The following is a 22,105-nucleotide window of genomic DNA, read 5'->3' as shown; positions in this document are numbered from 1 at the left end:
GAAAAATGTATGTTTAACACAGTACTAAACGAAGCAATTAGTCTTGTGAATAACGGTGAAACAGAATCAGGGCTAAATTTATTAGAAAACATTGAACCAACACTACATGACGAAGAAAAACTACATTTAGCAGATCAATATTATCAGTGGGGGATTATAGACAAAGCTCATAATATGATTGAAGAATTACATTTTCTTTATCCGGAAGAAACTCAAATAACATTGTTTTTGGCTGAAATCAATTTAGATATGGAAAAAGAAGAAGAAGCGATTGATTTATTAAATTCGATTTCTGTAGATCATGAAGCATATCCACAAGCACTTTTACTTTTAGCTGACTTATATCAGATACAAGGTCTCGCTGAGGTAAGTGAGCAAAAATTAAAAGAAGCAAAGCATTTATTGCCTGACGATCCAATTATTGATTTTGCATTGGGGGAATTTTATTTTCATCAAGGTCAGTATATGCATGCTATTCCTTTTTATCAAAATATTGAGAATGAGCAACAGGTCATCTCAGGTGTTCATATCAAGCTAAGGCTTGCAGAATGTTTAAGTGCAGTTGGGAATTTTGAAGAAGCTTTAGAACATTATAAACAAGGAATAATAGAACATGAAGATGCACATAGTTTATTTGGTTATAGCTTTACAGCATTTCAAGGCGGATTCTATAAAACAGCCATACAACAATTTATAAAACTAAAAGAAGCAGATCCACAGTTTACTTCTTTGTACTTATATTTGGCAAAATCATATGAACATGAAGGGCTTTTAGAAGAAAGTCTTGAAACCGTTGAAGAAGGTATCAAGGTCGATGAATATAACAAGGAATTGTTTTTATTTGGAGGCAAAATAGCAATAAAGCTGGGCAACACAAAGAAAGCTGAATCTCTTTTAAGAGAATCACTTGCAATTGATCCAGGTCATATGGAAGCTGCAATTACATTAACACATATCTTTTTACAAGAAGAAAGATATGATGAAGTTATTGATCTAATTAGTGAAAGTAAACGATATGGTGAAGAAGATCCTCAGTTTGAATGGAACTTAGCACGAGCTTATCACCAAAAAGAAGACTATACACAGGCATTAAATCATTACCATGTTGCATATAATTTTTTCAAGGAACAACAAGAGTTTTTACATGAATACGGATATTTCTTGTTGGAAGAAGGAAAGAGGAAAGAAGCGAAAAGTGTTTTTGAACAAATCATTAAGCAAGATCCTTCGAATGTCGAAATAGGTGAGATTTTGTTACAATTAGAAGATGAGTTTTAAGAGATATAAGAAGGATTTCATTTTCACTTTGTGGAATTATCAAAGTAAGAAATAATGAACTGCAGAGGAGGGAATTGTATGGTGGCCCCTGTATCTGTCCATGAAAAGAAAGATTTCATCAGGTGGTTCTTAAATCATTATCAACTGAAAAGAAGAGAATGTGTGTGGATTTTAAATTATTTAATGAGTCATGATACCTTGATGGAAAATGTTCACTTTGTTGAACAAGCACAATATTGTCCTAGAGGAATTATTATGTCTACTCATTGTGTTGAAGAAGTACCTTTTCGCTTTTATAAAGAAAATGTTATGACAACAGATGCAGAAAAATCTTTTCATGACATTCGTTTAAATAAAGACGAAGAACTTTTTATTCAATTAAATTTCAGGTCTTCTTATCAATCACCACAATACGCAGCAGTTCTCGAATCGAATCCTTTTATGCCAGAGCACCTTCATGAAAATGAAAAAGATCGTGAAGTAGCGGAAAAAGTACTAAAGCATTCCATCCAAAGCTTTCAAAAAGAGAAGCTTCTTCAGTTAATTGATGAGGCCCTTGATAAACAAGATAAAGAAGGGTTTCAAAAGCTAACAGAACAGTTGATTACCTTAAATAAAGCTTTTTAATGTGTTCAGGTTCAGTCATACGATTTTCCGAAAGAAAAGCACCTTTAATCCTAGAGGAAGAATACTAAAAAAGCAAAATGATAAGTGAATATTTAAAGATATCGAATAAATAGGCTGGCATTTATGTCAGCCTATTTATTTGTCTAAGCAAAGTTTATTAGAGAATATGATATAGTTAACAAATAAATAAGCAAGCTTTATAATAGACTTAATGCGTGATTATTGTAGGGAGTGAAAAAAATGAAATGGTCTTCAGGTGATGTAGACAAGTATAGTCAATCGAAAGAGTATGTAGATACTGCAGTTGTACCTCTAACACCGATATCTTTGAATTCAGATTTTAAAAGCACTGCTGCCAAAGGAGAATTTATTCATTATGTAAGTACAGAATTAGAAAGGCAGTTGAAAGGTAGGGTTTTCCTTTTTCCAACGCTGTCATATCTAAAAAATAACGAGCATGTAATTCATATGATGGAAGATTGGAAAAGTGAAATTCAAAAAGAATTTAAGTATATCATTTTTCTAACTAGTGATGAATCAATAAAAGAAACAAAGTCCGATGTGCTTGAAGATCATGTAGTATGGTTACCAACTGTTCCCTTCGAACACATGGACGATCAGTTGAAAAGAAAGCTTTTGCAAGATCAAGTCGAACAAATTTTGAACATTTTATTACAATCTTGGAATAAATAATAAAAACCTTTTCATTTCTAGTATTCAAAAACAGGATTTTATTGACCTCATCCCAAGATTGATATATCATGAGTATGTCCTAGTTTTATATATCATTTCCGTATGTCCTAAACGGACTGAGCTTAAGATAGAGGGGGGAAAATGATGAGCGAGAAAAAACATCGAGTTTCTAGACGTCAATTTCTAAACTACACGCTTACTGGTGTAGGCGGTTTCATGGCTGCAGGTATGTTAATGCCTATGGTTCGCTTCGCACTTGACCCAGTGCTCCGACCAGCAGAAGTAACAGATTTAGTGCAAGTGGTTAGTGTTGACGAAATTACAGAAGAACCTCAACGCTTTGACTTTAAAATCAAACAAAAAGATGCTTGGTATGAATCAGAAGAAACAAAATCAGCTTGGGTATTTAAAAGTGGCGACAAAATCACTGCATTATCACCAGTCTGCAAACATCTTGGATGTACAGTAGGTTGGAATAATGACCCAGCTAATCCAAACCAATTTTTCTGTCCATGTCACTATGGAAGATACGAAAAAGATGGGACTAATGTTAAAGGAACACCTCCAATTGCACCGCTTGATGTTTATCAACATGCAGTTAAGGATGGCTATTTATTCTTAGGTAAAGCAAAACCACGAGGGGAGGCGTAATCTATTGCTTAACAAAATTTATGATTGGGTTGATGAACGTTTAGATATTACGCCGATGTGGCGCGATATTGCTGACCATGAAGTTCCTGAACACGTTAACCCTGCACACCATTTTTCCGCTTTCGTTTATTGTTTTGGCGGATTAACATTCTTTGTTACAGTTATTCAAATTCTTTCTGGTATGTTCTTAACAATGTACTACGTACCAGATATTAAGAATGCTTGGGAATCAGTATTCTATTTGCAAAATGAAGTGGCTTTCGGTCAAATAGTTCGTGGTATGCACCACTGGGGAGCTAGTTTAGTTATCGTTATGATGTTTTTACATACATTACGTGTATTCTTCCAAGGTGCTTATAAAAAACCTCGTGAGTTAAACTGGGTTGTTGGCGTACTAATTTTCTTCATTATGCTTGGCTTAGGTTTAACAGGTTATCTATTACCTTGGGATATGAAAGCATTATTTGCTACGAAAGTTACGTTGCAAATTGCTGAATCAGTTCCATTCATAGGGCCTACTATTAAGACATTGTTATCTGGACATCCAGAAATCGTTGGTGCTCAAACACTTACTCGATTCTTCGCAATCCATGTCTTTTTCTTACCTGCTGCATTATTTGGTTTAATGGCAGCTCACTTTGTTATGATTCGTAAACAAGGTATTTCTGGTCCACTATAAGAATTACTATTAGTTTAAATTTTATTTATGAACTTATTATTAGTTTCGTAAACCACCTTAGTAAGGAGGGGAAATTATGCATCGCGGAAAAGGTATGAAATTTGTTGGTGACTCTCGTGTTCCTGCAGAGAGAAAACCGAATATTCCGAAGGATTACTCGGAATTCCCAGGGAAGACAGAAGCATTCTGGCCAAACTTCCTCCTAAAGGAATGGTTAGTTGGTGCTGTTTTTTTAATCGGATTTTTATGTTTAACTGTAGCTCATCCATCACCACTTGAGCGTGTGGCTGATCCTACTGATGCTGGTTATATTCCTTTACCAGACTGGTATTTCTTATTTTTATACCAATTACTAAAATATGAGTTTGCTGCTGGTTCTTATACAGTTGTTGGTGCAATTGTTATTCCAGGACTTGCGTTTGGTGCATTAATGCTTGCACCATTCTTAGATCGTGGTTCAGAGCGCCGACCAGCTAAACGTCCTATTGCTGTTGGTATGATGATATTAGGTGTTGCTGCAACTTTTTATCTAACTTGGGAATCAGTTGTTACACATGACTGGGAAGCTGCTGCTGAGCAAGGGAAAATCCAAGTAGAAGCTGAGATAGATAAAGAGTCTGAAGGATATGCAATTTACCAAGAACAAGGATGTATTTCTTGTCACGGTGATAATCTTGAAGGTGGAGCAGCTGGTAAGGCACTTGTTGATAATGGATTAGAGCCTGATGCAATTGCTGATATTGCTAAAAATGGTCAAGGTAGTATGCCTGCCGGAGTCTTCAAAGGTACTGATGAGGAATTAAAAGTATTATCAGAATTCATTTCTGGTGTTACTTCAAAATAAAGCTGACATTTGTCAGCTTTTTTTTGTAAAGACTTATTTATTCTAGGCTAATCAAGGGCCAACAAGTTTGTACCATTTTGATGTATATTTTTAGTTAATGCTCATAAGAGGACTAAGTATGTGCTATAAGGTTACAATAGAAGTAAGAAAAGCTATGTATATTACGCTAGAGACTTATCAAAATACTTCTAATAGTCTGGTGTGTGAAAAAATGATAAAAATGTTCCAGTTTTTATTAGGACAAAAACCTATTTTAATGATAATGTTCGTTATAAATTTATTCGGTACACTTTATGGATATTATTGGTATAAAAGCCAGCTTGTTGAAACTCCAGCTCATTTTTATATCTTTGTGCCTGATAGCCCAACAGCTAGCTTGTTTTTTGTGATCGTTTTAATAGGGTTTTTAATGAAAAAAAACTTACCTCTCATAGAAGCGTTGGCTATAGTTACTTTATTTAAATATGGAATTTGGGCAGTAATTATGAATGTTTTAGTCTTACTGATCAATGGCTCATTACCTTGGGAGGGTTATATGTTAATAGCCTCACACTTTGGTATGGCTGTTCAAGGACTTTTGTATTCTCCATATTATCGATTCAAATTACGACACTTATTAATTGCTGCAATATGGACACTACATAATGATGTAATAGATTATGTGTTTGAGATGATGCCAAGATATAGTCTCTTGATGGATTATATTAATGAAATAGGGTATATGACCTTTTGGTTAAGTATTGTTTCAATAGTAATTGCCTATTTATTAGTATTAAAACAACAAACAACTCAACTTAAATTACCTTAAGAGTCTGGGACATAATTAAAGATGTCATACAAAAAGACGAATAAATCTAAATTCAGTTAAGTTGAAAGAAACAAGTTTGTTCCATTGCGCTGCAGACATAAGATTCGCCGGGGAGGAAGCTAAGCCTCCTCGGCGCAAGCGCCTGTGGGGTCTCAGCTTTTCCTCTACACCCTCAGGAGTCAAATGTCTTCCGCTTCATTCCACTAGTTCTTAAAAATAGTATGCAAGATCAAAAAATCTAATTAAATACAGCAAATAAAAACCCGAAATATTAGGTGAATAATTAATTTAAATATCTCCTAATATTTCGGGTTTATCATTTGCTTAAAAACTTATGTCCCAGCCTCTTATTTAATATTTAATTAGTTAAACATTGTGTTGGAGTGCCTAACTCTTTACAGGAAATTAATACTTACTAAGAGAATAAGAGAAATCATAAACCTAAAGGCAACATTTCAAATTTCCCCTAGGTCAAAATTAATACTCAATATTGCGTCCTATAGTCAAAGTCTTTGTAAGTATAATATTTGTAAATTTTTTCATGTACTTTATTACATCTAAAAAGTTAAGTAATAAGTGAGCTGGTCTTTATGATGTACTCAATAATAAAAAAAATTAAACCATAAAAAAATGGTCTAACCTTGTCCAAATTAACATACGTTTTGTAATAGAAGCTCTAGGGGGGACAAGGATGAAGAAAATAATATTTGCTCTCATATTAGGGATATTGCTGATTCATATAAAACCAGTATTAGCAGAAGAAACCTATGATTGGGAATCATTAAATGAAATTTCAGATACAGCATTACAACTAGCAAAGCAAGAACGCTTTAGTGAGTCTGCCCAATTGCTAACCTATTTTGCTGTGAAATTTGAGGAGATACCAATTGATCGTGAATATATTTCACTAGATGACTATCGGACCATTACTAGTACATACAAAACTGCTCAAAATGTCATTTTAAATAATCAAATTGGTAAGGAAGAAAAGGTTCGTACATTAACAAAGTTTAGGTTGGTTGTCGATGCAATGGTTTCAGAGCACCAACCTTTATGGGGAGCAATGGAATCTTCCATTATGGCTACCTTTTCACAGATGAAGAATGATGTTGAAGAAGGAGATAAACAGTCATTTAAACATGATCTTAATGAATTTTTAGCTTTATATGAAGTAATTTATCCAAGTATCCAAATAGACTTGGATACTGAGAGAGTAAAAAGGATGGATGTTCATATTTCTGTAGTAGAAGATAAACTCTTTCAAGATATCCCTGTAACAAGTCGAACCGAGCAATTGAATATTATGGAAGAAGAATTAAAAGCAATCTTTGAAAGAATTAAAGAGGATGAAGCGGATCCATCTTTGCTGTGGGTTATGATCTCTACAGGAAGTGTTATTTTATTAGCTCTATCTTATTCTGGGTGGAGAAAGTATCGTGGTGAAAAAGAAAAAGAAATAAAAAGAGAGAGAGATAAGGAATAAAAGGCTGTATTTGAAATTCTTGTTTACTTTCACAGAATTTGCTTTTAATAGCTTCACTTATCTCCATGCTCTATTTCAAGTTTACTTCGATCTAGCTTCTCATGAATTTGCTATTGAAATATCAATAAGGCGATATTTGTAAGAATATAAAGAATAAAGATTTATAAGCTATTAACTATTTAGTTAATGGCTTTTTGTTTTCGTCCAGAGTAAATCCTTCTCCTAGCACATCATGCACATCACTAACAGCTACAAATGCGTGAGGATCTACAGATGTAATCACGTTTTTTAGACGAACGATTTCATTTTTCCCTACAACACAATACAAAACATTTTGATCCTGCTTAGTAAAAGAGCCTTGCCCTTTTAAGATGGTTACACCACGATCCATTTCCTGCATTATTTTTTTTGAAATATCTTCTGAATGTTTAGAGATGATTGTTGCTCCTTTTGCTGCATAGGCACCTTCCTGCATGAAGTCGATCACACGTGCACCTACAAACACTGCAACTAGTGTATACATAGCTTCCTTGTAGGACAAATAAGTAATCCAAGATAAGGTTATAACACATAAATCAAATAAAAACATTGTCTTTCCCATACTCCAACCTAAATAACGATGAGAGAGCCTTGCAATTATATCCACTCCACCTGTTGTTCCGCCATAACGAAATATTATTCCTAATCCAATCCCAATTGAGATCCCTGCAAAGAGTGCTGCAAGCGTTAAATCATCTGTTAAAGGCATACTTATTTGATATTTTTGAAAAAACCAGAGATAAAAGGAAAGGCTAACTGTACCAATGATTGTGTAGATAAAGGATAATCTCCCCAACACACGCCATCCGATAATAAATAAAGGAATATTAAGTACTAAATTGGAAATGGATGGATCGATAGAAAAAAGAAAATATAGCATGAGTGTAATACCTGTAAAACCACCCTCTGCCAAATTGTTCTGTATATTAAAATGAACAAGTCCAAAACCAAAAATTCCAGAGCCAATTAAGATAAAAAGAATGTTTTTAATCCGAATATCACTAAACATAAAACACCTCCAAGTATAGAATCATAGCTTAAATATTATAGTTGATAAAATGTCAAGGTGCAAATTTTGATAAAAACATGACGAAATAATTGTAAAATTATCTTGTATTAGCTAACATTAAAAAAGAAAAGTAAAAGAGGTGATAACTATGACACAAAAAAGTATGAATGACCTTCAAAAGGAAGTTGATCAATACATTGGTCAATTTAAAGAAGGCTATTTCTCACCTCTAGCTATGATGGCTAGAATTTCAGAAGAAGTAGGAGAATTGGCTAGAGAAATTAATCATACATATGGTGAGAAACCGAAAAAGTCTTCTGAAAAGGAAAAGAAAATTGAAGAAGAACTTGGTGATGTTTTGTTTGTGTTAATTTGTTTAGCAAATTCATTAAATATAGATTTGGAAAAATCACATAATCTAGTTATGGATAAATTCAACACAAGAGACAAGGATCGTTGGACTAGAATTAATGAATAAAGGAGTAAAAATAAATGGAAAAAATTAAAATTGTTATTGCAGGCGCTAGAGGCAGAATGGGTAGCGAGGCTGTAAAGTTAGTAGAAGACACAGAACATTTTACACTCGTTGCAGTAGTTGACCATAAATATAATGGAATGAGTCTTAAAGATATCTCAGGTTTTGAGGTAGATGTCCCGATATATTCAGATATTGAACAGTGTTTTTTTGAAACAAATCCGGATGTTTTAATTGATTTAACAACGCCTGAGATTGGTAAAATACATACGAAAAAAGCATTAGAAAACGGTGTTCGTCCTGTAGTAGGTACAACTGGATTTTCTGAGAGTGATTTAGCAGAGCTCGAGGAGTTAACAACTCAAAATGGGATCGGTGCAATTATCGCACCAAACTTTGCTATTGGTGCAATTTTAATGATGAAATTCTCACAGATGGCTGCTAAATATTTTTCTGATGTTGAAATTATTGAACAACATCATGATCAGAAACTAGACGCCCCTTCTGGAACTGGGTTAAAGACAGCTGAAATGATTTCTGCTGTTAGAGAAGAAAAGCAACAAGGACACCCAAATGAAAAAGAGATCCTAGCCGGTGCACGAGGAGCAAACTTCAAAGGTATTCGTCTACACAGTGTGCGTCTTCCGGGATTAATCGCTCATCAAGAAGTATTATTCGGTGGTGATGGACAGACTTTGAAGATTCGTCATGACTCTTATAACCGCGCATCCTTTATGTCAGGTGTGAAATTAGCTGTTGAAAATGTGATGAAAATTGACTTGCTTGTATATGGTTTAGAAAACATTATTGAATAAAGGGGAGATTTATCTATGAAGATTGCTTTAATTGCCCATGATAAAAAGAAAACAGATCTTGTACAGTTTGTAACAGCTTACCAACCGATCTTTACTGATCATGAATTATTTGCAACAGGAACAACAGGCTTAAGAATCCAAGAAGCAACAGGTTTAAGTATACACCGCTTCCAATCAGGCCCCTTAGGTGGTGATCAGGAGATTGGTGCATTAATTGCAAAAAATCAGATGGATATGGTTCTTTTTTTTAGAGATCCATTAACTGCACAACCACATGAGCCTGATATCACAGCACTTATTCGTCTTTGTGATGTATACTCTATCCCTTTGGCTACAAACATGGGTACAGCTGAAATTCTTGTAAGAGGCCTAGACCGTGGCGATTTACATTGGAGAGATGTTGTTCATGAAAAAGGTAACAATTGAAAAAATACGAAGCTGAATAAAAGAGAATCAATCATAAAGATATAAAGAAATAGACTTACATGTATTGTCATATAAAAATCACCTAAATATAGGAGAGAGAAATGAGTAAACAACTTGATATTCTTGCTTTTGGTGCTCATCCTGATGATGTTGAAATTGGGATGGGGGGAACAATTTCTAAATATGTTAATCAAGGTTTAAAAATTGGGATTTGCGATTTAACAATGGCAGAATTATCTTCAAATGGAACAGTTGAACTCCGTCAAAAAGAAGCGAAACATGCAGCAAGTATATTAGGTGTTTCAGAAAGAATTCAACTATCTTTACCTGATAGAGGCTTATTTCTAACAGAAGCTTCAATTAATCTGATTGTTTCAATCATTAGAAAATATAAACCTGACATTGTATTTGTTCCTTATTTTGAAGATCGTCACCCCGATCATGGTCATTGTGCAAAATTAGTTGAAGAAGCCTTATTTTCTGCAGGAATTAAAAACTACAAAGATCAAAGTGGTCATTCATCACACCGTGTACGTGATCTTTATTATTACATGATAAATGGTTTTCATAAGCCGGATTTTGTCATTGATATAAGTGATACAATTCAAACTAAAATCAATAGTTTAGAAGCATATAAAAGCCAATTTGTTATGGGGAAAGAATCTACAAGTACTCCTTTAACAAATGGTTACATAGAAGCAGTAGAAAGTAGGGAGCGTCTTTACGGCAAAGAAGTTGGTGTGATGTATGCTGAAGGTTTTAAAACAAGAAAACCTCTTTTGCTATCGAAAGACATAATAGGTGAAAAAATATGAAGAAAAAATTAAAAATAGGTATTACTTGTTATCCATCTGTTGGAGGCTCTGGTGTTGTTGCTACAGAACTTGGAAAGCTTCTAGCTGAAAAAGGACATGAAATTCATTTTATCACTTCTAGTTTACCTTTCCGCTTAAATAAAGTTTACTGTAATATTACCTTTCATGAAGTAGAGGTAAATCAGTATTCAGTTTTTAAGTACCCGCCATATGATTTGGCTTTAGCAAGTAAAATGGCTGAGGTCGCAAAAAGAGAGAAACTGGATTTACTTCATGTTCACTATGCAATACCACATGCAATCTGTGCATTTTTAGCTAAGCAAATGGTCGGTAACGATCTTAAGATAGTAACAACACTTCATGGAACAGATATTACTGTATTGGGTTATGATGAATCGTTATCTGAACTAATTAGATTTGGCATCGAAGCTTCTGATAAAGTTACAGCCGTTTCTAATGCATTAGTTCAACAAACAAATGAATTGCTTAATCCAAATAAAGAAATTGAAACAGTTTATAATTTTGTAGATGACCGCGTTTATTATAAAAAAAATACCGCAGAACTTAAGTATGAGTATGGAATTAAGAATGATGAGAAGGTCATCATCCATGTTTCTAACTTTCGTAAAGTAAAAAGAGTTCAAGATGTTATCTACACGTTCCAAAAGATGCAACGAAAACTTAAATCAAAATTACTTTTAGTTGGAGATGGACCTGAGATGTCATATGTTTCAAAGCTTGTTCGAGAGCTTGGACTATCAGAATCTGTCCTTTTTTTAGGCAAACAAGATAATTTAGAAGAATTATATTCATTAAGTGATTTAATGCTTTTATTATCAGAAAAAGAAAGCTTTGGTTTAGTATTATTAGAAGCTATGGCTTGTGGTGTTCCGTGCATCGGTACGAACGCAGGAGGAATACCAGAGGTTATAATAGAAGGTGAAACAGGCTACATTTGTGAAGTCGGAGATATTGAAGCTTTTGCATTTAAAGCTATAGAAATACTTTCTAATGAAGAATTACATATGAAAATGGCAGAAAAGTCTATCTATTTAGCACAACATACTTTCCATTCAGATGAAATTGTCACTCAATATGAATCAATATATTATGACTTGTTATTAAAGGAGTAAATATGAATTCTTCCTTTCTCGAGGCAAAGCCTATTCTTGAAAAACTTCATAAATCAGGATATGAAGCATTTTATGTAGGAGGATCTGTAAGAGATATCCTTTTAAATAGAGAAATTGGTGATGTGGATATCGCAACTTCTGCAAAACCTGAAGAAATCAAAATGCTTTTTCGTAAAACAATTGATGTCGGAGCTGAACACGGTACGATCATTGTATTACATAAAGACATCCCTTATGAAGTAACAACATTTCGTACAGAATCGGATTATGAAGACTTCAGAAGACCTAGTACAGTTGCGTTTATCACTTCACTCAAAGAAGATTTAAAAAGAAGAGATTTTACCATTAATGCAATGGCAATGAACATTAATGGAGAAATTATTGATTATTTTAATGGGAAAGATGACTTAAGAAATAAGCTTATTCAAACGGTAGGTATGCCTTCTGAAAGATTTACCGAAGATGCATTAAGAATATTAAGGGCCATTCGATTTGTAAGTCAGTTAAGTTTCTCTTTATCCAAGAATACTATATCTGCCATACGTGAGCATGCACATTTATTAGAATCCATATCAACGGAAAGAAAGTTAATAGAAATTGATAAACTTTTTTCGGGCGAAAGCTATGAAGAAGCCCTAAATCTTTTAATTGAAGGTAATGTGTGTGATTATTTACCTGGTTTTTCAGAAAAACAAGATGAAATAAAAAAGCTTTCACTTTTTAACTTTAAGATGTTGAAAACAAAAGAAGAGATTTGGACAGTTATTACTCATTTTATAAAACCAAACTCAGTTGAAGAATTTTTAAGAAGTTGGAAATTACCTGTAAAGCTAATAAAAACAGTAGAAAAGAATGTATTTTTACTGAAACGATTACTAGAAGAACAACCATGGTCAGAATTATTATTGTATGAAGCAGGTATCGATTCAGCACTATCTACTGAGAGAATTCGTTCTTTACTTGTTGATAGTCATTCTTTGGAAAGTAATTTAAAAAATGTCAAATCTGCCTATGGTAATCTTCCTATTCGAGATAGAAGAGACATAGATACAACAGGTAGAGAAATTATAGATTATATGAAAAAACCACCAGGGCCTTGGGTTTCTAAGATGATAACTGAAATTGAAAAAGCTATTTTAACAAATAAACTAGAAAATAATAGGTCAGCAATAAAGGAGTGGTTATTAAGTTGCAATCAGAACTTCGAACAAAATTATTAAAAGCCTTTTCTGAAGCGAATGGGGAATTTCTTTCAGGACAAAAGCTTAGTGAGCACATAGGTTGTTCAAGAACAGCAGTGTGGAAGCATATTGAGGAATTAAGAAAAGAAGGATATGAGCTTGAAGCCGTTAGAAGGCTAGGGTATCGAATTACAAAAAAGCCTGATAAAATAAGTGAAAACGAAATCCAATTAGGGTTAAAGACAAAAATGATGGGACGACACATTCATTTTGAACAAACTGTAACATCCACACAGAAAATAGCACAAACGTTAGTAACTGAAGGTGCATTGGAAGGAACAATAGTTGTTGCAGATCAACAGACCCATGGACGGGGACGAATGTCCAGAGCTTGGTATTCTCCAAGTGGAACAGGTATTTGGATGAGTATGATTATTCGTCCGAATATCCCTATCCAATCAACGCCACAATTAACACTATTAACTGCGGTTGCTGTCGTACAAGCTATTGAAGAAGAAACATCATTAATACCTGAAATTAAGTGGCCAAATGATATTTTAATTAATGGTAAAAAAGTAGTCGGAATTCTAACTGAAATACAGGCAGAAGCAGATCAAGTACATTCAGTTATCATCGGTCCTGGCATTAATGTGAACCAAAAATTAGAAGACTTTCCAGAAGAATTACAAAAAATCGCCACTTCAATCCGAATTGAGACAGGTAAAAAATGGGAACGATCATTATTTATTCAAACCATCTTATTAAAATTTGAACGACTATATTTTCTCTATTTAGCAGAAGGGTTTAGACCTGTTAAGTTATTATGGGAATCTTATGCAATAAGTTTAAATAAGGATATTGTTGCCAGAACATTAAATGGATCTGTTGAAGGAAAAGCAATAGGTATTAATGATCAAGGAGTATTATTAATAGAAACCTCTGATGGCTCAATTAAAGAAATATATTCAGCTGATATCGATATAAAGAAATAAATAAATTTCATTAAAAAAGTTGTGATTTCTACTTATGGTATTTTACATTTTTTTCTGATATACTTCCTTTGGGTAGTATCTTTTAGAACTACACCTCGAAGTTTTATTTCATTTTATTGTGTTAAAGAAATTTATATCTGCCTTGATCCATGTAGGACTAGGACAGAGGGATGAAAACCGATATTTGTATACTACAAATCCTTCTTTCTTATCGAAAAAAGGGTTTTTTATATTTTGAAACAATTAGGTTTTTAGATATTTTGGGTGTTTCATCTCCTCTCTTACAAAGGCTACTAAGGTATTTTAGAAAGTGCTGAGTATTAAGCTGCCGAGAAAAATGATTACATTAATTTCAATTGCTTTTATTAAATTTGAAGTTAATTGGTTTAATTTAGGAGGGGAACTTTTTGAAAACAAGACTAGATTTTATGAAGATGAAAAAAGATAAAGAACCAATTAGTATGATTACTGCATATGATTTTCCAAGTGCAAAACAAGCGGAAAAGGCAGGCGTAGACATGATATTGGTTGGTGACTCTTTAGGTATGGTCGTACTAGGTTATGATTCCACTATTCCTGTTACAGTAGACGACATGATTCACCATACAAAAGCTGTTAAGCGTGGGGCGAGAGACACTTTTGTTGTTACTGATATGCCATTTATGTCTTATCATTTATCAAAAGAAGAATCGATGAAAAATGCAACAAGACTAATGCAAGAAGGTGGAGCAGATGCTCTAAAAGTTGAAGGTGCTGATGGAGTAACACCGATTATTGAAGCGCTTACTTTCGGAGGTGTACCTGTAATTGCCCATTTAGGTTTAACACCTCAATTGGTAAATGTTTTAGGTGGATACAAAGTTCAAGGTAAAAATGCAGATGCAGCTAAAAAGCTAATAGATGATGCGATAAAATGCCAAGAAGCTGGGGCTATCGCATTAGTACTAGAATGCGTTCCACAGCAATTAGCTGAGGAATTAACGAACATATTATCGATCCCAACAATCGGTATTGGTGCAGGTTGTCATACAGATGGTCAAGTATTGGTATACCATGATTTAATAGGTTATGGGTATGGCCATGTTCCGAAATTTGTGAAAAAATATGCATCAATAGCTGAGACTATTGATGAAGCAATTATTAATTATATAAATGAAGTGAAAAATAGATCGTTTCCTGAAGAAAAACATTCATTTAATATGAAGCAAGAAGAGCTCCATAATCTGTATGGAGGTATCAAAAAATGAAAAAAGTAGAAACAAAAAATGAACTAATAAACGAAATGATGAGATTCAAACAACAAAATAAATCTATTGGATTTGTACCGACTATGGGCTTCCTACATGAAGGACATTTAACATTAATTGAGGAAGCAAAAAAGGATAATCAAATTGTTATATTAAGTATCTTTGTTAACCCACTTCAATTTGGACCCACCGAGGATTTTGACTCTTATCCAAGAGATAAGAAGAGAGATGAAGAGCTTGCACTTAAAGCTGGTGTAGATTTAATTTTCTCTCCTAGTGTAGAAGAAATGTACCCAACTGAGCCATCTTATACTGTAAATGTGAGAGATCGTGTGAATGTATTGTGTGGGAAATCAAGAGAAGGTCATTTTAATGGAGTGGCAACAGTTCTTACAAAGCTATTTAATTTAATCAGACCTAATAAAGCATATTTTGGCATGAAGGATGCTCAACAAGTTGCTGTTATTGAAGGGTTAATAAGTGAATTTCATTTTCCTATAGAAATTGTACCTGTTGCAACAATTAGAGAAGAAGATGGTCTTGCAAAAAGCTCTAGAAATGTGTATTTAAATGAACTCGAGAGACACCAAGCTTCGGCACTTTATAGAAGTTTGTTAAAAGCAAGAGATGACATTAATAATGGAGAGCGAAACATAGATCAAATTAAGAAGCAAGTACAGCAGATGATTATGAAAGAAACGACAGGTAAAATTGACTACGTTGAGGTACTTTCTTATCCAGAATTAAAGGAAATGAAGGTAATTAAAGGGAAATTCATACTTGCAGTTGCTGTGAAGTTTACAAATGCAAGACTAATTGATAATATAACGATGGAAGTTTAACAATTTCACTAATTAACTAGTTAAGAATAGAAAAATTCACTTGGAGGAGAGCAAAATGTTTCGTACAATGTTGAATGCTAAAATACATCGTGCTCGTGTGACAGAAGCAAATTTAGACTATGTAGGTAGTATTACTATAGATGAAAATATAATAGATGCTGTTGGAATGGTAGCTAATGAAAAGGTTCAAATAGTAAATAATAATAATGGTGCCCGCTTTGAAACTTATATTATAGCTGGTGAAAGAGGAAGTGGAGTTGTCTGTTTAAATGGAGCAGCAGCTCGGTTAGTACAAAAAGGTGATGTGGTTATCATCTTAACTTATACGTTAGTTCCTGAAGAAAAAATCTCTACACATCAACCGAAAATTGCCATTATGGACGAAAAAAATAATATTGTTGATATGCTAGGACATGAACCTGCAGCAACGATTATGTAATTTGTACAATAGTTGCTCGGATTTCAGATTACCTTGCTTGTTGCATCTGAATGATGGATCATTTAAAAACAACGTCCAGCAGACATGGTTAGGTTAATCGTTCTCTGATACTCCCAATTCAAATAACAAGTGCAAAAAATTAACATAGAGCTTTTAACATAGCTAAATATTTATAGGGCTGACTTACTAAAGTAGATCATTGTGTTTGTTTTTTAAACGTGACTGATATACTTTACTAATAGTCAGTCCTATTTTTTTATCATCATGTGATATAGTAATAATATGAAGTTTTGGACTCCATTTAGTTTTAATTCACGATAAAGAGGTAATCAAGAAATAATTATAAGCTACTACTTAATCAAAGCATGGAGAGAAAAGAATTAACTTCAATATAGATGGTTTTACATAATGATTGAGGTGTTATACATGAAAGATCAACGATATGTTGTATTAGACTTAGAAACAACAGGAAATTCTCCTAAAAAAGGGGATAAAATTATACAAATTGCTGCTGTAGTTGTTGAAAATGGACAAATAGTAGATCGTTATATGAGTTTTGTGAACCCATTGCAAAGAATACCGCTATTTATAGAGCAATTGACAGGTATTACAAATTCAATGGTTGAGAATGCACCAACCTTTGAAGAGATTGCCCATGAAATTATAGCATTACTTGACGAATCATTTTTTGTAGCTCATAACGTTTATTTTGATTTATCTTTTTTACAAGAAGAATTAAAAGAATGTGGTTTTCAATTTTCTGGTCAAATTTTAGATACTGTTGAATTGGCAAGACTAGTTTTTCCTACAGAAAACAGCTATAAATTATCAGATCTAAGTGTAAAATTTAATATGATACATGAAAATCCCCATCGTGCAGATAGTGATGCTGAAGCAACCGCATTATTATTTATACGTATTTTTAATAAAATTCAAAAATTACCTTTATTAACACTCCAACAATTAATTAAACTATCTAGATCATTTATTAGTGATATTGAAGAAGAGTTGGATTTTATCATTTCTGAAAAGTTAATGAAGTTGACTGGAACAAATCGTCCTGACCTAGAAACTGTTAGATCTTTGGTAATTAAAAAAATTGAAGAAAAGAATGCTGAAGTGGATTCCACAAAAGATAACTATAGTTTTCAGCAATTATTGGCATTATTCAAAAATCAAAATGGTCAAATGACAGAAGCTATTTTAGATTATCACGTTCGACCTGAGCAATTGGCGATGATGAGTGAAGTTAATGATGCTCTTAATACTCATCAACACGGTCTAATTGAAGCACCAACAGGAAGTGGAAAAACAATTGGTTACTTAGTACCAGCGTTTTTATTTTCCAAACAACAAAACAAAAATGTAATTGTTAGTACATATACAACACATTTACAAACTCAAATGATTGAGCGAGATATCCCTTTTCTTCAAAAGATATTACCCTTTGATATATCTGCTGCAATTCTAAAAGGACAAAGCCACTACCTATGCTTACAAAAGTTTGAGCAATCTCTACACGAACGAGAAGATAATTATGATTTTATTTTAAGTAAGGCACAATTACTTATATGGTTAACTGAAACAGAAACAGGAGATGTAGATGAATTAAATCTACCTTCAGGTGGTAGAGCATTATGGGAACAGTTACATGTTGATCGTTCCTCTTTTAAGAATAACCCATTCTCCTCATATTGCTTTTATCAGCGTGCAAAGGAAAAGGCACAAAAAGCAAATATTATCATAACTAATCATGCTATGCTGTTGTCTGATTTAGAACGAAAAGATAAAACCTTGCCAAGCTATGAAGAAGTCATAATTGATGAAGCGCATCACCTCAACCGTGTAGCAAGCGAACAAGTTGGATTAAGATTAAGCTATTTAGATATACATAATTTGCTTAATCGTTTGGGGCTATCTACATCTAGTGGGTTAGTAAAGAAATTTAATAATCTCCAGGAAAAATTAATTAAAGAAACGAAGCCATTTGCAAAAAAGTTAGACAACATTCATGCTCAACTTCAAGAGGAATGCCACTTATTATTCTCTGGATTACATGCTTATGTTAACAAAAGGAGAAAGGATCCTGCTTTAAATCGATCTTCCTATAAATATGAAACAAATCAAGAGAATAATCGTAATTGGAATTCTCTCTTAGAGCTTGTAAAAAGAGTGCAATTTATGTTAAATGATTACCAATTGTTACTACAAAAATGGATGAATTTGTTGGATAATGTGAATGTCGAAGAAATGTCAATAAAAGATAATCTAGTTATCGAGGAATTTAAACAACAGCAGTTACTACTTAAACAATATAAAAATACATTTGAATATTTATTTTTTGATACAGATGACTCAAGTGTTAAATGGATTGAAATTGACTCAAAAGGAGCAAAAAATGCTGTGTCAATATATGCACAGCCCATAGAAATAGCAGATTATTTGGCAGATGAATTTTTTGCTCAAAAGCAGAGTGTAATCTTAACATCTGCAACTTTGACAATTAAAAATTCATTCTCTTATATGATTGAGTCACTTGGTTTAAATGATTTTTTTCCAAAAAAAGTTCAGCTCACTTCTTCTTTTCCATATAAAGAGCAAGTGAAATTATTTATACCAACTGATATGCCTATAGTTAATGAAGTAACAACTGAAGAGTATGCAGAAGCTATTGCAGCTAATATTAGAAGTGTAGCACAAATAATAGAAGGGAAAATCCTTGTATTATTTACCTCATTTGAAATGCTAAGAAAAACATATTATTTATTAAAAGACGATGTAACTTTAGAAGATTTTGTCATTATGGGACAGGGGACAGGAAGTGGAAGTCCTTCTAGAATTACGAAAAATTTCAGGCAATATGAACGGGCCATTTTACTTGGAACTAACAGCTTCTGGGAGGGTGTGGATTTCCCTGGAGATGATTTGAAAGCATTGATGATTGTAAGATTACCATTCGCATCACCTGATGAACCAATCGTTTCAGCAAAAAATAAGAGACTTGAAAGTCAAGGCAAAAATCCATTTTACGATTATTCTCTACCTGAAGCTATCTTAAGGTTTAAACAAGGATTTGGTCGGTTAATAAGAAATGAAACAGATAAAGGCATATTATTTATACTTGATAATCGAATGATTACAACAAGATATGGAAAAGAATTTTTATCTTCTATTCCTGAGTTAAAGCTAGAAAAGAAACCTATGCATGAATTAACTCATTTAATTGAAGATTGGACAATTTAAAATCATTTTCAAAAAATTGGCTGATTCAAAGTTGAATCAGCCGTTAAATGGTGTGGGTTAGGAGAAATTTATTTTCGCGCGCTAAGTGTTTTCAACTGTTATAATAAAACATGGTACAACAAATGGTATGTTGTTGTAATGTTATTGTATCCAGACGGAAGAGACATATAAGTAACAATATTTGTTTGATGTAGGAGGAAATTGTCATGGAAAGTAAAATAGAGATTTTATCAACTGTAACGATCGATCATGCAGATGATCTTTATAAAGTGGTAGATGTGTTAAACCGTACGTTAAAAAGAGAAGACTTAATGTTTGGTCTAGCTCTTGATAAGGAAGATAAATCTAAAGCAGTTTTTACCATTTATCGAACATAAGGACGTGACATAGATGGGAAAAAAAACAATTATTACATTGGTTATCATCTTCATTTTGATTATTACTAGTATTTGGGTTTTTGGATCAATATATAACACAGCTAGAAATCAATATAAAGAAAATCATCAAAGTTCTAAAGAATTAGCTATGGAAAAGGCAGACCTTACAACGGTCGAATCGATTAATACATTCAACGGTAATCAGAAATATCATGTGATTTCGGGTGAAAATGCTAAAAATGAAGAAGTTTATGTATGGATACCACAGCCACAAAAAGAAAATAATAAAGAAAATGATATCGTTAAAAATATTGTTGTAGAAAAACATTCTTCTGGAGTGACAAGGGATGAAGCAATACAAGTAGTTCAAAATGAATATAAGGTGAAAAAGCTTATTAATGTCCAATTAGGAATGGATGAAGGAATTCCTATATGGGAAGTTAAGTATAAGGATCAATCTGATCGGTATACATTTGATTTTGTCCATTTTAGCAATGGAGAAATTATCAAACATATGGCATTAAAAAACAATAAATTTAAATAATCAAACATTTTGGCGCTTTAATATACTTCATTGCTACACAATAGTAAAATAAGTATAATAGGTTAGTGTTACGTACATAGATCATAAAGTAAGTAGACATCGTAGCTTTTTGGAGGGAATTATTAAGTGAAAACAACGATAGCAGAAGTAGGGAAATATGTAGGAAAAGAAGTAACGATAGGTGCTTGGTTAGCAAACAAAAGATCAAGCGGAAAAATTGCCTTTTTACAATTAAGAGATGGAACTGGTTTTATTCAAGGTGTTGTTGTCAAAGCTGAAGTAGAAGAGGAGATCTTTCTACAGGCAAAATCAATTACACAAGAAACATCTCTATTTGTATCAGGTATTGTTAAAGAAGATGAACGTTCACCTTTCGGATATGAGCTAGGAATTACAAATATCCGTGTTATTTCTGAATCGGTAGATTATCCTATTACTCCGAAAGAACATGGTACGGAGTTCTTAATGGATCATCGACATCTTTGGTTACGTTCTAAACGTCAACATGCAGTTATGAAGATTAGAAACGAGATTATTCGTTCAACATATGAATTTTTTAATAATGAAGGTTTTGTAAAGGTAGATCCTCCAATCTTAACTGGTAGTGCGCCAGAAGGAACATCGGAGTTATTCCACACAAAATATTTTGATGAAGATGCCTACTTATCTCAAAGTGGACAACTTTATATGGAAGCTGCTGCTATGGCATTAGGGAAAGTGTTTTCATTTGGTCCAACATTCAGAGCCGAAAAATCAAAAACAAGACGTCATTTAATTGAATTTTGGATGATTGAACCAGAGATGGCTTTTTATGAATTTGAAGATAATTTACAAGTTCAAGAAACATATGTTACATATATCATTCAAAGTGTATTAAAAAATTGTAAATTAGAATTAAATACATTAGGAAGAGATCTTACTAAATTGGAGAAGATTCAAGCTCCTTTTCCAAGGATTACGTATGATGATGCAATTAAATTCCTACATGAAAAAGGCTTTGACGAAATTAAATGGGGTGATGACTTTGGCTCACCACATGAAACAGCTATAGCAGAAAGTTATGAAAAACCGGTATTTATTACACATTATCCGACTAGCTTAAAACCTTTTTATATGCAACCAGACGCAGATCGAGACGATGTTGTTCTTTGTGCTGATTTAATTGCACCTGAGGGGTACGGGGAAATTATCGGTGGATCAGAGCGTATTCATAATGCCGAATTGCTAAAGCAGCGTTTGGATGAACACCAATTAGATCAATCTGCTTATGATTGGTATTTACAATTAAGAAAATATGGCTCTGTTCCACACTCTGGATTTGGTTTAGGGCTAGAAAGAACTGTCGCGTGGATAAGTGGTGTTGAACATGTTCGAGAAACAATTCCTTTCCCGCGCTTGTTAAATAGACTATATCCTTAATATCTACTAGTTATAACTCAGTGTTAATTTTAAACGTTTTTTGATT

The 22,105-nt window shown here is 33.2% G+C and carries 23 protein-coding genes; 22 read left to right on the top strand and 1 reads right to left on the bottom strand.

All coding sequences use genetic code 11. From position 1 onward, the window contains the following. Positions 1-9 precede the first annotated feature (9 nt). From LC076_RS05720 to ypjB, 8 genes are all read left to right on the top strand, one after another. A complete protein-coding gene (locus LC076_RS05720) occupies positions 10-1,278 on the top strand; it encodes a tetratricopeptide repeat protein (protein WP_226666858.1) in 1,269 nt (422 codons plus the stop codon). 78 nt (positions 1,279-1,356) lie between these two features. After that, complete coding sequence (locus LC076_RS05715) at positions 1,357-1,905, top strand: ReoY family proteolytic degradation factor (RefSeq protein WP_226666857.1); 549 nt, start codon at positions 1,357-1,359, stop codon at positions 1,903-1,905. 240 nt (positions 1,906-2,145) lie between these two features. Then, positions 2,146-2,598 carry a YpiF family protein gene (locus tag LC076_RS05710; RefSeq protein WP_226666856.1) on the top strand — a complete coding sequence of 151 codons (453 nt, stop codon included), beginning with the start codon at positions 2,146-2,148 and terminating at the stop codon, positions 2,596-2,598. Between the two features lie 144 nt (positions 2,599-2,742). Beyond that, a complete protein-coding gene (locus tag LC076_RS05705; protein WP_226666854.1) occupies positions 2,743-3,249 on the top strand; it encodes a ubiquinol-cytochrome c reductase iron-sulfur subunit in 507 nt (168 codons plus the stop codon). Positions 3,250-3,253: 4 nt separating this feature from the next. Then, positions 3,254-3,928, top strand: coding sequence for a menaquinol-cytochrome c reductase cytochrome b subunit (gene qcrB, locus LC076_RS05700; protein WP_146946130.1), 675 nt, complete (start codon positions 3,254-3,256; stop codon positions 3,926-3,928). Between the two features lie 76 nt (positions 3,929-4,004). After that, a complete protein-coding gene (locus tag LC076_RS05695) occupies positions 4,005-4,772 on the top strand; it encodes a menaquinol-cytochrome c reductase cytochrome b/c subunit (RefSeq protein ID WP_226666853.1) in 768 nt (255 codons plus the stop codon). Positions 4,773-4,986: 214 nt separating this feature from the next. Then, the gene (locus tag LC076_RS05690) at positions 4,987-5,580 is read left to right on the top strand and encodes a DUF1405 domain-containing protein (RefSeq protein WP_226666993.1); all 594 of its coding nucleotides are present in this window, start codon (positions 4,987-4,989) and stop codon (positions 5,578-5,580) included. Positions 5,581-6,271: 691 nt separating this feature from the next. Further along, entirely contained in the window at positions 6,272-7,063 is a 792-nt protein-coding gene (ypjB, locus tag LC076_RS05685) for a sporulation protein YpjB (RefSeq protein WP_226666852.1), read from the top strand. Between the two features lie 175 nt (positions 7,064-7,238). Here ypjB and LC076_RS05680 read toward each other — a convergent pair whose 3' ends face one another. Beyond that, on the bottom strand, positions 7,239-8,111 hold the full coding sequence (locus tag LC076_RS05680; RefSeq protein ID WP_226666851.1) for a YitT family protein: 873 nt from the start codon (positions 8,109-8,111) through the stop codon (positions 7,239-7,241). A 148-nt stretch (positions 8,112-8,259) separates the two neighbouring features. Between LC076_RS05680 and LC076_RS05675 the strand changes: the two genes are divergently transcribed. The 14 genes from LC076_RS05675 to asnS all read left to right on the top strand — a co-directional run bounded on the left by LC076_RS05675 (position 8,260) and on the right by asnS (position 22,059). Further along, the gene (locus tag LC076_RS05675) at positions 8,260-8,589 is read left to right on the top strand and encodes a nucleotide pyrophosphohydrolase (RefSeq protein WP_226666849.1); all 330 of its coding nucleotides are present in this window, start codon (positions 8,260-8,262) and stop codon (positions 8,587-8,589) included. A gap of 14 nt (positions 8,590-8,603) precedes the next feature. Beyond that, the gene (dapB, locus tag LC076_RS05670) at positions 8,604-9,401 is read left to right on the top strand and encodes a 4-hydroxy-tetrahydrodipicolinate reductase (protein WP_226666848.1); all 798 of its coding nucleotides are present in this window, start codon (positions 8,604-8,606) and stop codon (positions 9,399-9,401) included. A 15-nt stretch (positions 9,402-9,416) separates the two neighbouring features. After that, the gene (gene mgsA / locus LC076_RS05665; RefSeq protein WP_226666847.1) at positions 9,417-9,827 is read left to right on the top strand and encodes a methylglyoxal synthase; all 411 of its coding nucleotides are present in this window, start codon (positions 9,417-9,419) and stop codon (positions 9,825-9,827) included. Positions 9,828-9,928: 101 nt separating this feature from the next. Beyond that, entirely contained in the window at positions 9,929-10,642 is a 714-nt protein-coding gene (gene bshB1 / locus LC076_RS05660; RefSeq protein ID WP_226666846.1) for a bacillithiol biosynthesis deacetylase BshB1, read from the top strand. After that, positions 10,639-11,775, top strand: a complete 1,137-nt coding sequence (gene bshA / locus LC076_RS05655) for an N-acetyl-alpha-D-glucosaminyl L-malate synthase BshA (protein ID WP_226666844.1) — start codon at positions 10,639-10,641, stop codon at positions 11,773-11,775. The genes bshB1 and bshA overlap by 4 nt, the downstream gene beginning before the upstream one ends. A 2-nt stretch (positions 11,776-11,777) precedes the next feature. Beyond that, positions 11,778-12,995 (top strand): CCA tRNA nucleotidyltransferase, encoded by a 1,218-nt coding sequence (locus LC076_RS05650; RefSeq protein ID WP_226666843.1) that lies wholly within the window; start codon positions 11,778-11,780, stop codon positions 12,993-12,995. After that, positions 12,965-13,948 (top strand): biotin--[acetyl-CoA-carboxylase] ligase, encoded by a 984-nt coding sequence (locus tag LC076_RS05645; RefSeq protein WP_226666842.1) that lies wholly within the window; start codon positions 12,965-12,967, stop codon positions 13,946-13,948. The genes LC076_RS05650 and LC076_RS05645 overlap by 31 nt, the downstream gene beginning before the upstream one ends. A gap of 407 nt (positions 13,949-14,355) precedes the next feature. Continuing rightward, positions 14,356-15,195, top strand: coding sequence for a 3-methyl-2-oxobutanoate hydroxymethyltransferase (gene panB, locus LC076_RS05640; protein ID WP_226666841.1), 840 nt, complete (start codon positions 14,356-14,358; stop codon positions 15,193-15,195). After that, positions 15,192-16,037 carry a pantoate--beta-alanine ligase gene (gene panC / locus LC076_RS05635; RefSeq protein ID WP_226666839.1) on the top strand — a complete coding sequence of 282 codons (846 nt, stop codon included), beginning with the start codon at positions 15,192-15,194 and terminating at the stop codon, positions 16,035-16,037. Before panB ends, panC begins: the two co-directional genes overlap by 4 nt. A gap of 55 nt (positions 16,038-16,092) precedes the next feature. Next, positions 16,093-16,476, top strand: coding sequence for an aspartate 1-decarboxylase (gene panD / locus LC076_RS05630; RefSeq protein WP_226666838.1), 384 nt, complete (start codon positions 16,093-16,095; stop codon positions 16,474-16,476). A 426-nt stretch (positions 16,477-16,902) separates the two neighbouring features. After that, complete coding sequence (gene dinG, locus LC076_RS05625) at positions 16,903-19,719, top strand: ATP-dependent DNA helicase DinG (RefSeq protein ID WP_226666837.1); 2,817 nt, start codon at positions 16,903-16,905, stop codon at positions 19,717-19,719. Between the two features lie 206 nt (positions 19,720-19,925). After that, complete coding sequence (locus LC076_RS05620; protein WP_226666836.1) at positions 19,926-20,096, top strand: YpmA family protein; 171 nt, start codon at positions 19,926-19,928, stop codon at positions 20,094-20,096. 13 nt (positions 20,097-20,109) lie between these two features. After that, positions 20,110-20,640, top strand: coding sequence for a DUF5590 domain-containing protein (locus LC076_RS05615; protein WP_226666834.1), 531 nt, complete (start codon positions 20,110-20,112; stop codon positions 20,638-20,640). Between the two features lie 126 nt (positions 20,641-20,766). Further along, positions 20,767-22,059 carry an asparagine--tRNA ligase gene (gene asnS / locus LC076_RS05610; RefSeq protein ID WP_226666833.1) on the top strand — a complete coding sequence of 431 codons (1,293 nt, stop codon included), beginning with the start codon at positions 20,767-20,769 and terminating at the stop codon, positions 22,057-22,059. Positions 22,060-22,105 lie beyond the last annotated feature (46 nt).

The sequence above is a fragment of the Metabacillus litoralis genome, from assembly GCF_020524045.1.
GTDB classification, from domain to species: Bacteria; Bacillota; Bacilli; order Bacillales; family Bacillaceae; genus Metabacillus; species Metabacillus litoralis_C.
The sequence above is the reverse complement of the archived record's forward strand: the minus strand, read 5'-3'. Positions and strand labels throughout refer to the sequence as shown.

Coding starts and splice junctions, on each gene's coding strand:
- LC076_RS05710 (WP_226666856.1), top strand. CDS start 2,146: ATGAAATGGTCTTCAGGTGATGTAGACAAGTATAGTCAATCGAAAGAG.
- panD (WP_226666838.1), top strand. CDS start 16,093: ATGTTTCGTACAATGTTGAATGCTAAAATACATCGTGCTCGTGTGACA.
- LC076_RS05715 (WP_226666857.1), top strand. CDS start 1,357: ATGGTGGCCCCTGTATCTGTCCATGAAAAGAAAGATTTCATCAGGTGG.
- LC076_RS05720 (WP_226666858.1), top strand. CDS start 10: ATGTTTAACACAGTACTAAACGAAGCAATTAGTCTTGTGAATAACGGT.
- LC076_RS05705 (WP_226666854.1), top strand. CDS start 2,743: ATGAGCGAGAAAAAACATCGAGTTTCTAGACGTCAATTTCTAAACTAC.
- dapB (WP_226666848.1), top strand. CDS start 8,604: ATGGAAAAAATTAAAATTGTTATTGCAGGCGCTAGAGGCAGAATGGGT.
- LC076_RS05675 (WP_226666849.1), top strand. CDS start 8,260: ATGACACAAAAAAGTATGAATGACCTTCAAAAGGAAGTTGATCAATAC.
- LC076_RS05680 (WP_226666851.1), bottom strand. CDS start 8,111: ATGTTTAGTGATATTCGGATTAAAAACATTCTTTTTATCTTAATTGGC.
- mgsA (WP_226666847.1), top strand. CDS start 9,417: ATGAAGATTGCTTTAATTGCCCATGATAAAAAGAAAACAGATCTTGTA.
- ypjB (WP_226666852.1), top strand. CDS start 6,272: ATGAAGAAAATAATATTTGCTCTCATATTAGGGATATTGCTGATTCAT.
- dinG (WP_226666837.1), top strand. CDS start 16,903: ATGAAAGATCAACGATATGTTGTATTAGACTTAGAAACAACAGGAAAT.
- panC (WP_226666839.1), top strand. CDS start 15,192: ATGAAAAAAGTAGAAACAAAAAATGAACTAATAAACGAAATGATGAGA.
- LC076_RS05695 (WP_226666853.1), top strand. CDS start 4,005: ATGCATCGCGGAAAAGGTATGAAATTTGTTGGTGACTCTCGTGTTCCT.
- LC076_RS05620 (WP_226666836.1), top strand. CDS start 19,926: ATGGAAAGTAAAATAGAGATTTTATCAACTGTAACGATCGATCATGCA.
- bshB1 (WP_226666846.1), top strand. CDS start 9,929: ATGAGTAAACAACTTGATATTCTTGCTTTTGGTGCTCATCCTGATGAT.
- LC076_RS05615 (WP_226666834.1), top strand. CDS start 20,110: ATGGGAAAAAAAACAATTATTACATTGGTTATCATCTTCATTTTGATT.
- LC076_RS05650 (WP_226666843.1), top strand. CDS start 11,778: ATGAATTCTTCCTTTCTCGAGGCAAAGCCTATTCTTGAAAAACTTCAT.
- bshA (WP_226666844.1), top strand. CDS start 10,639: ATGAAGAAAAAATTAAAAATAGGTATTACTTGTTATCCATCTGTTGGA.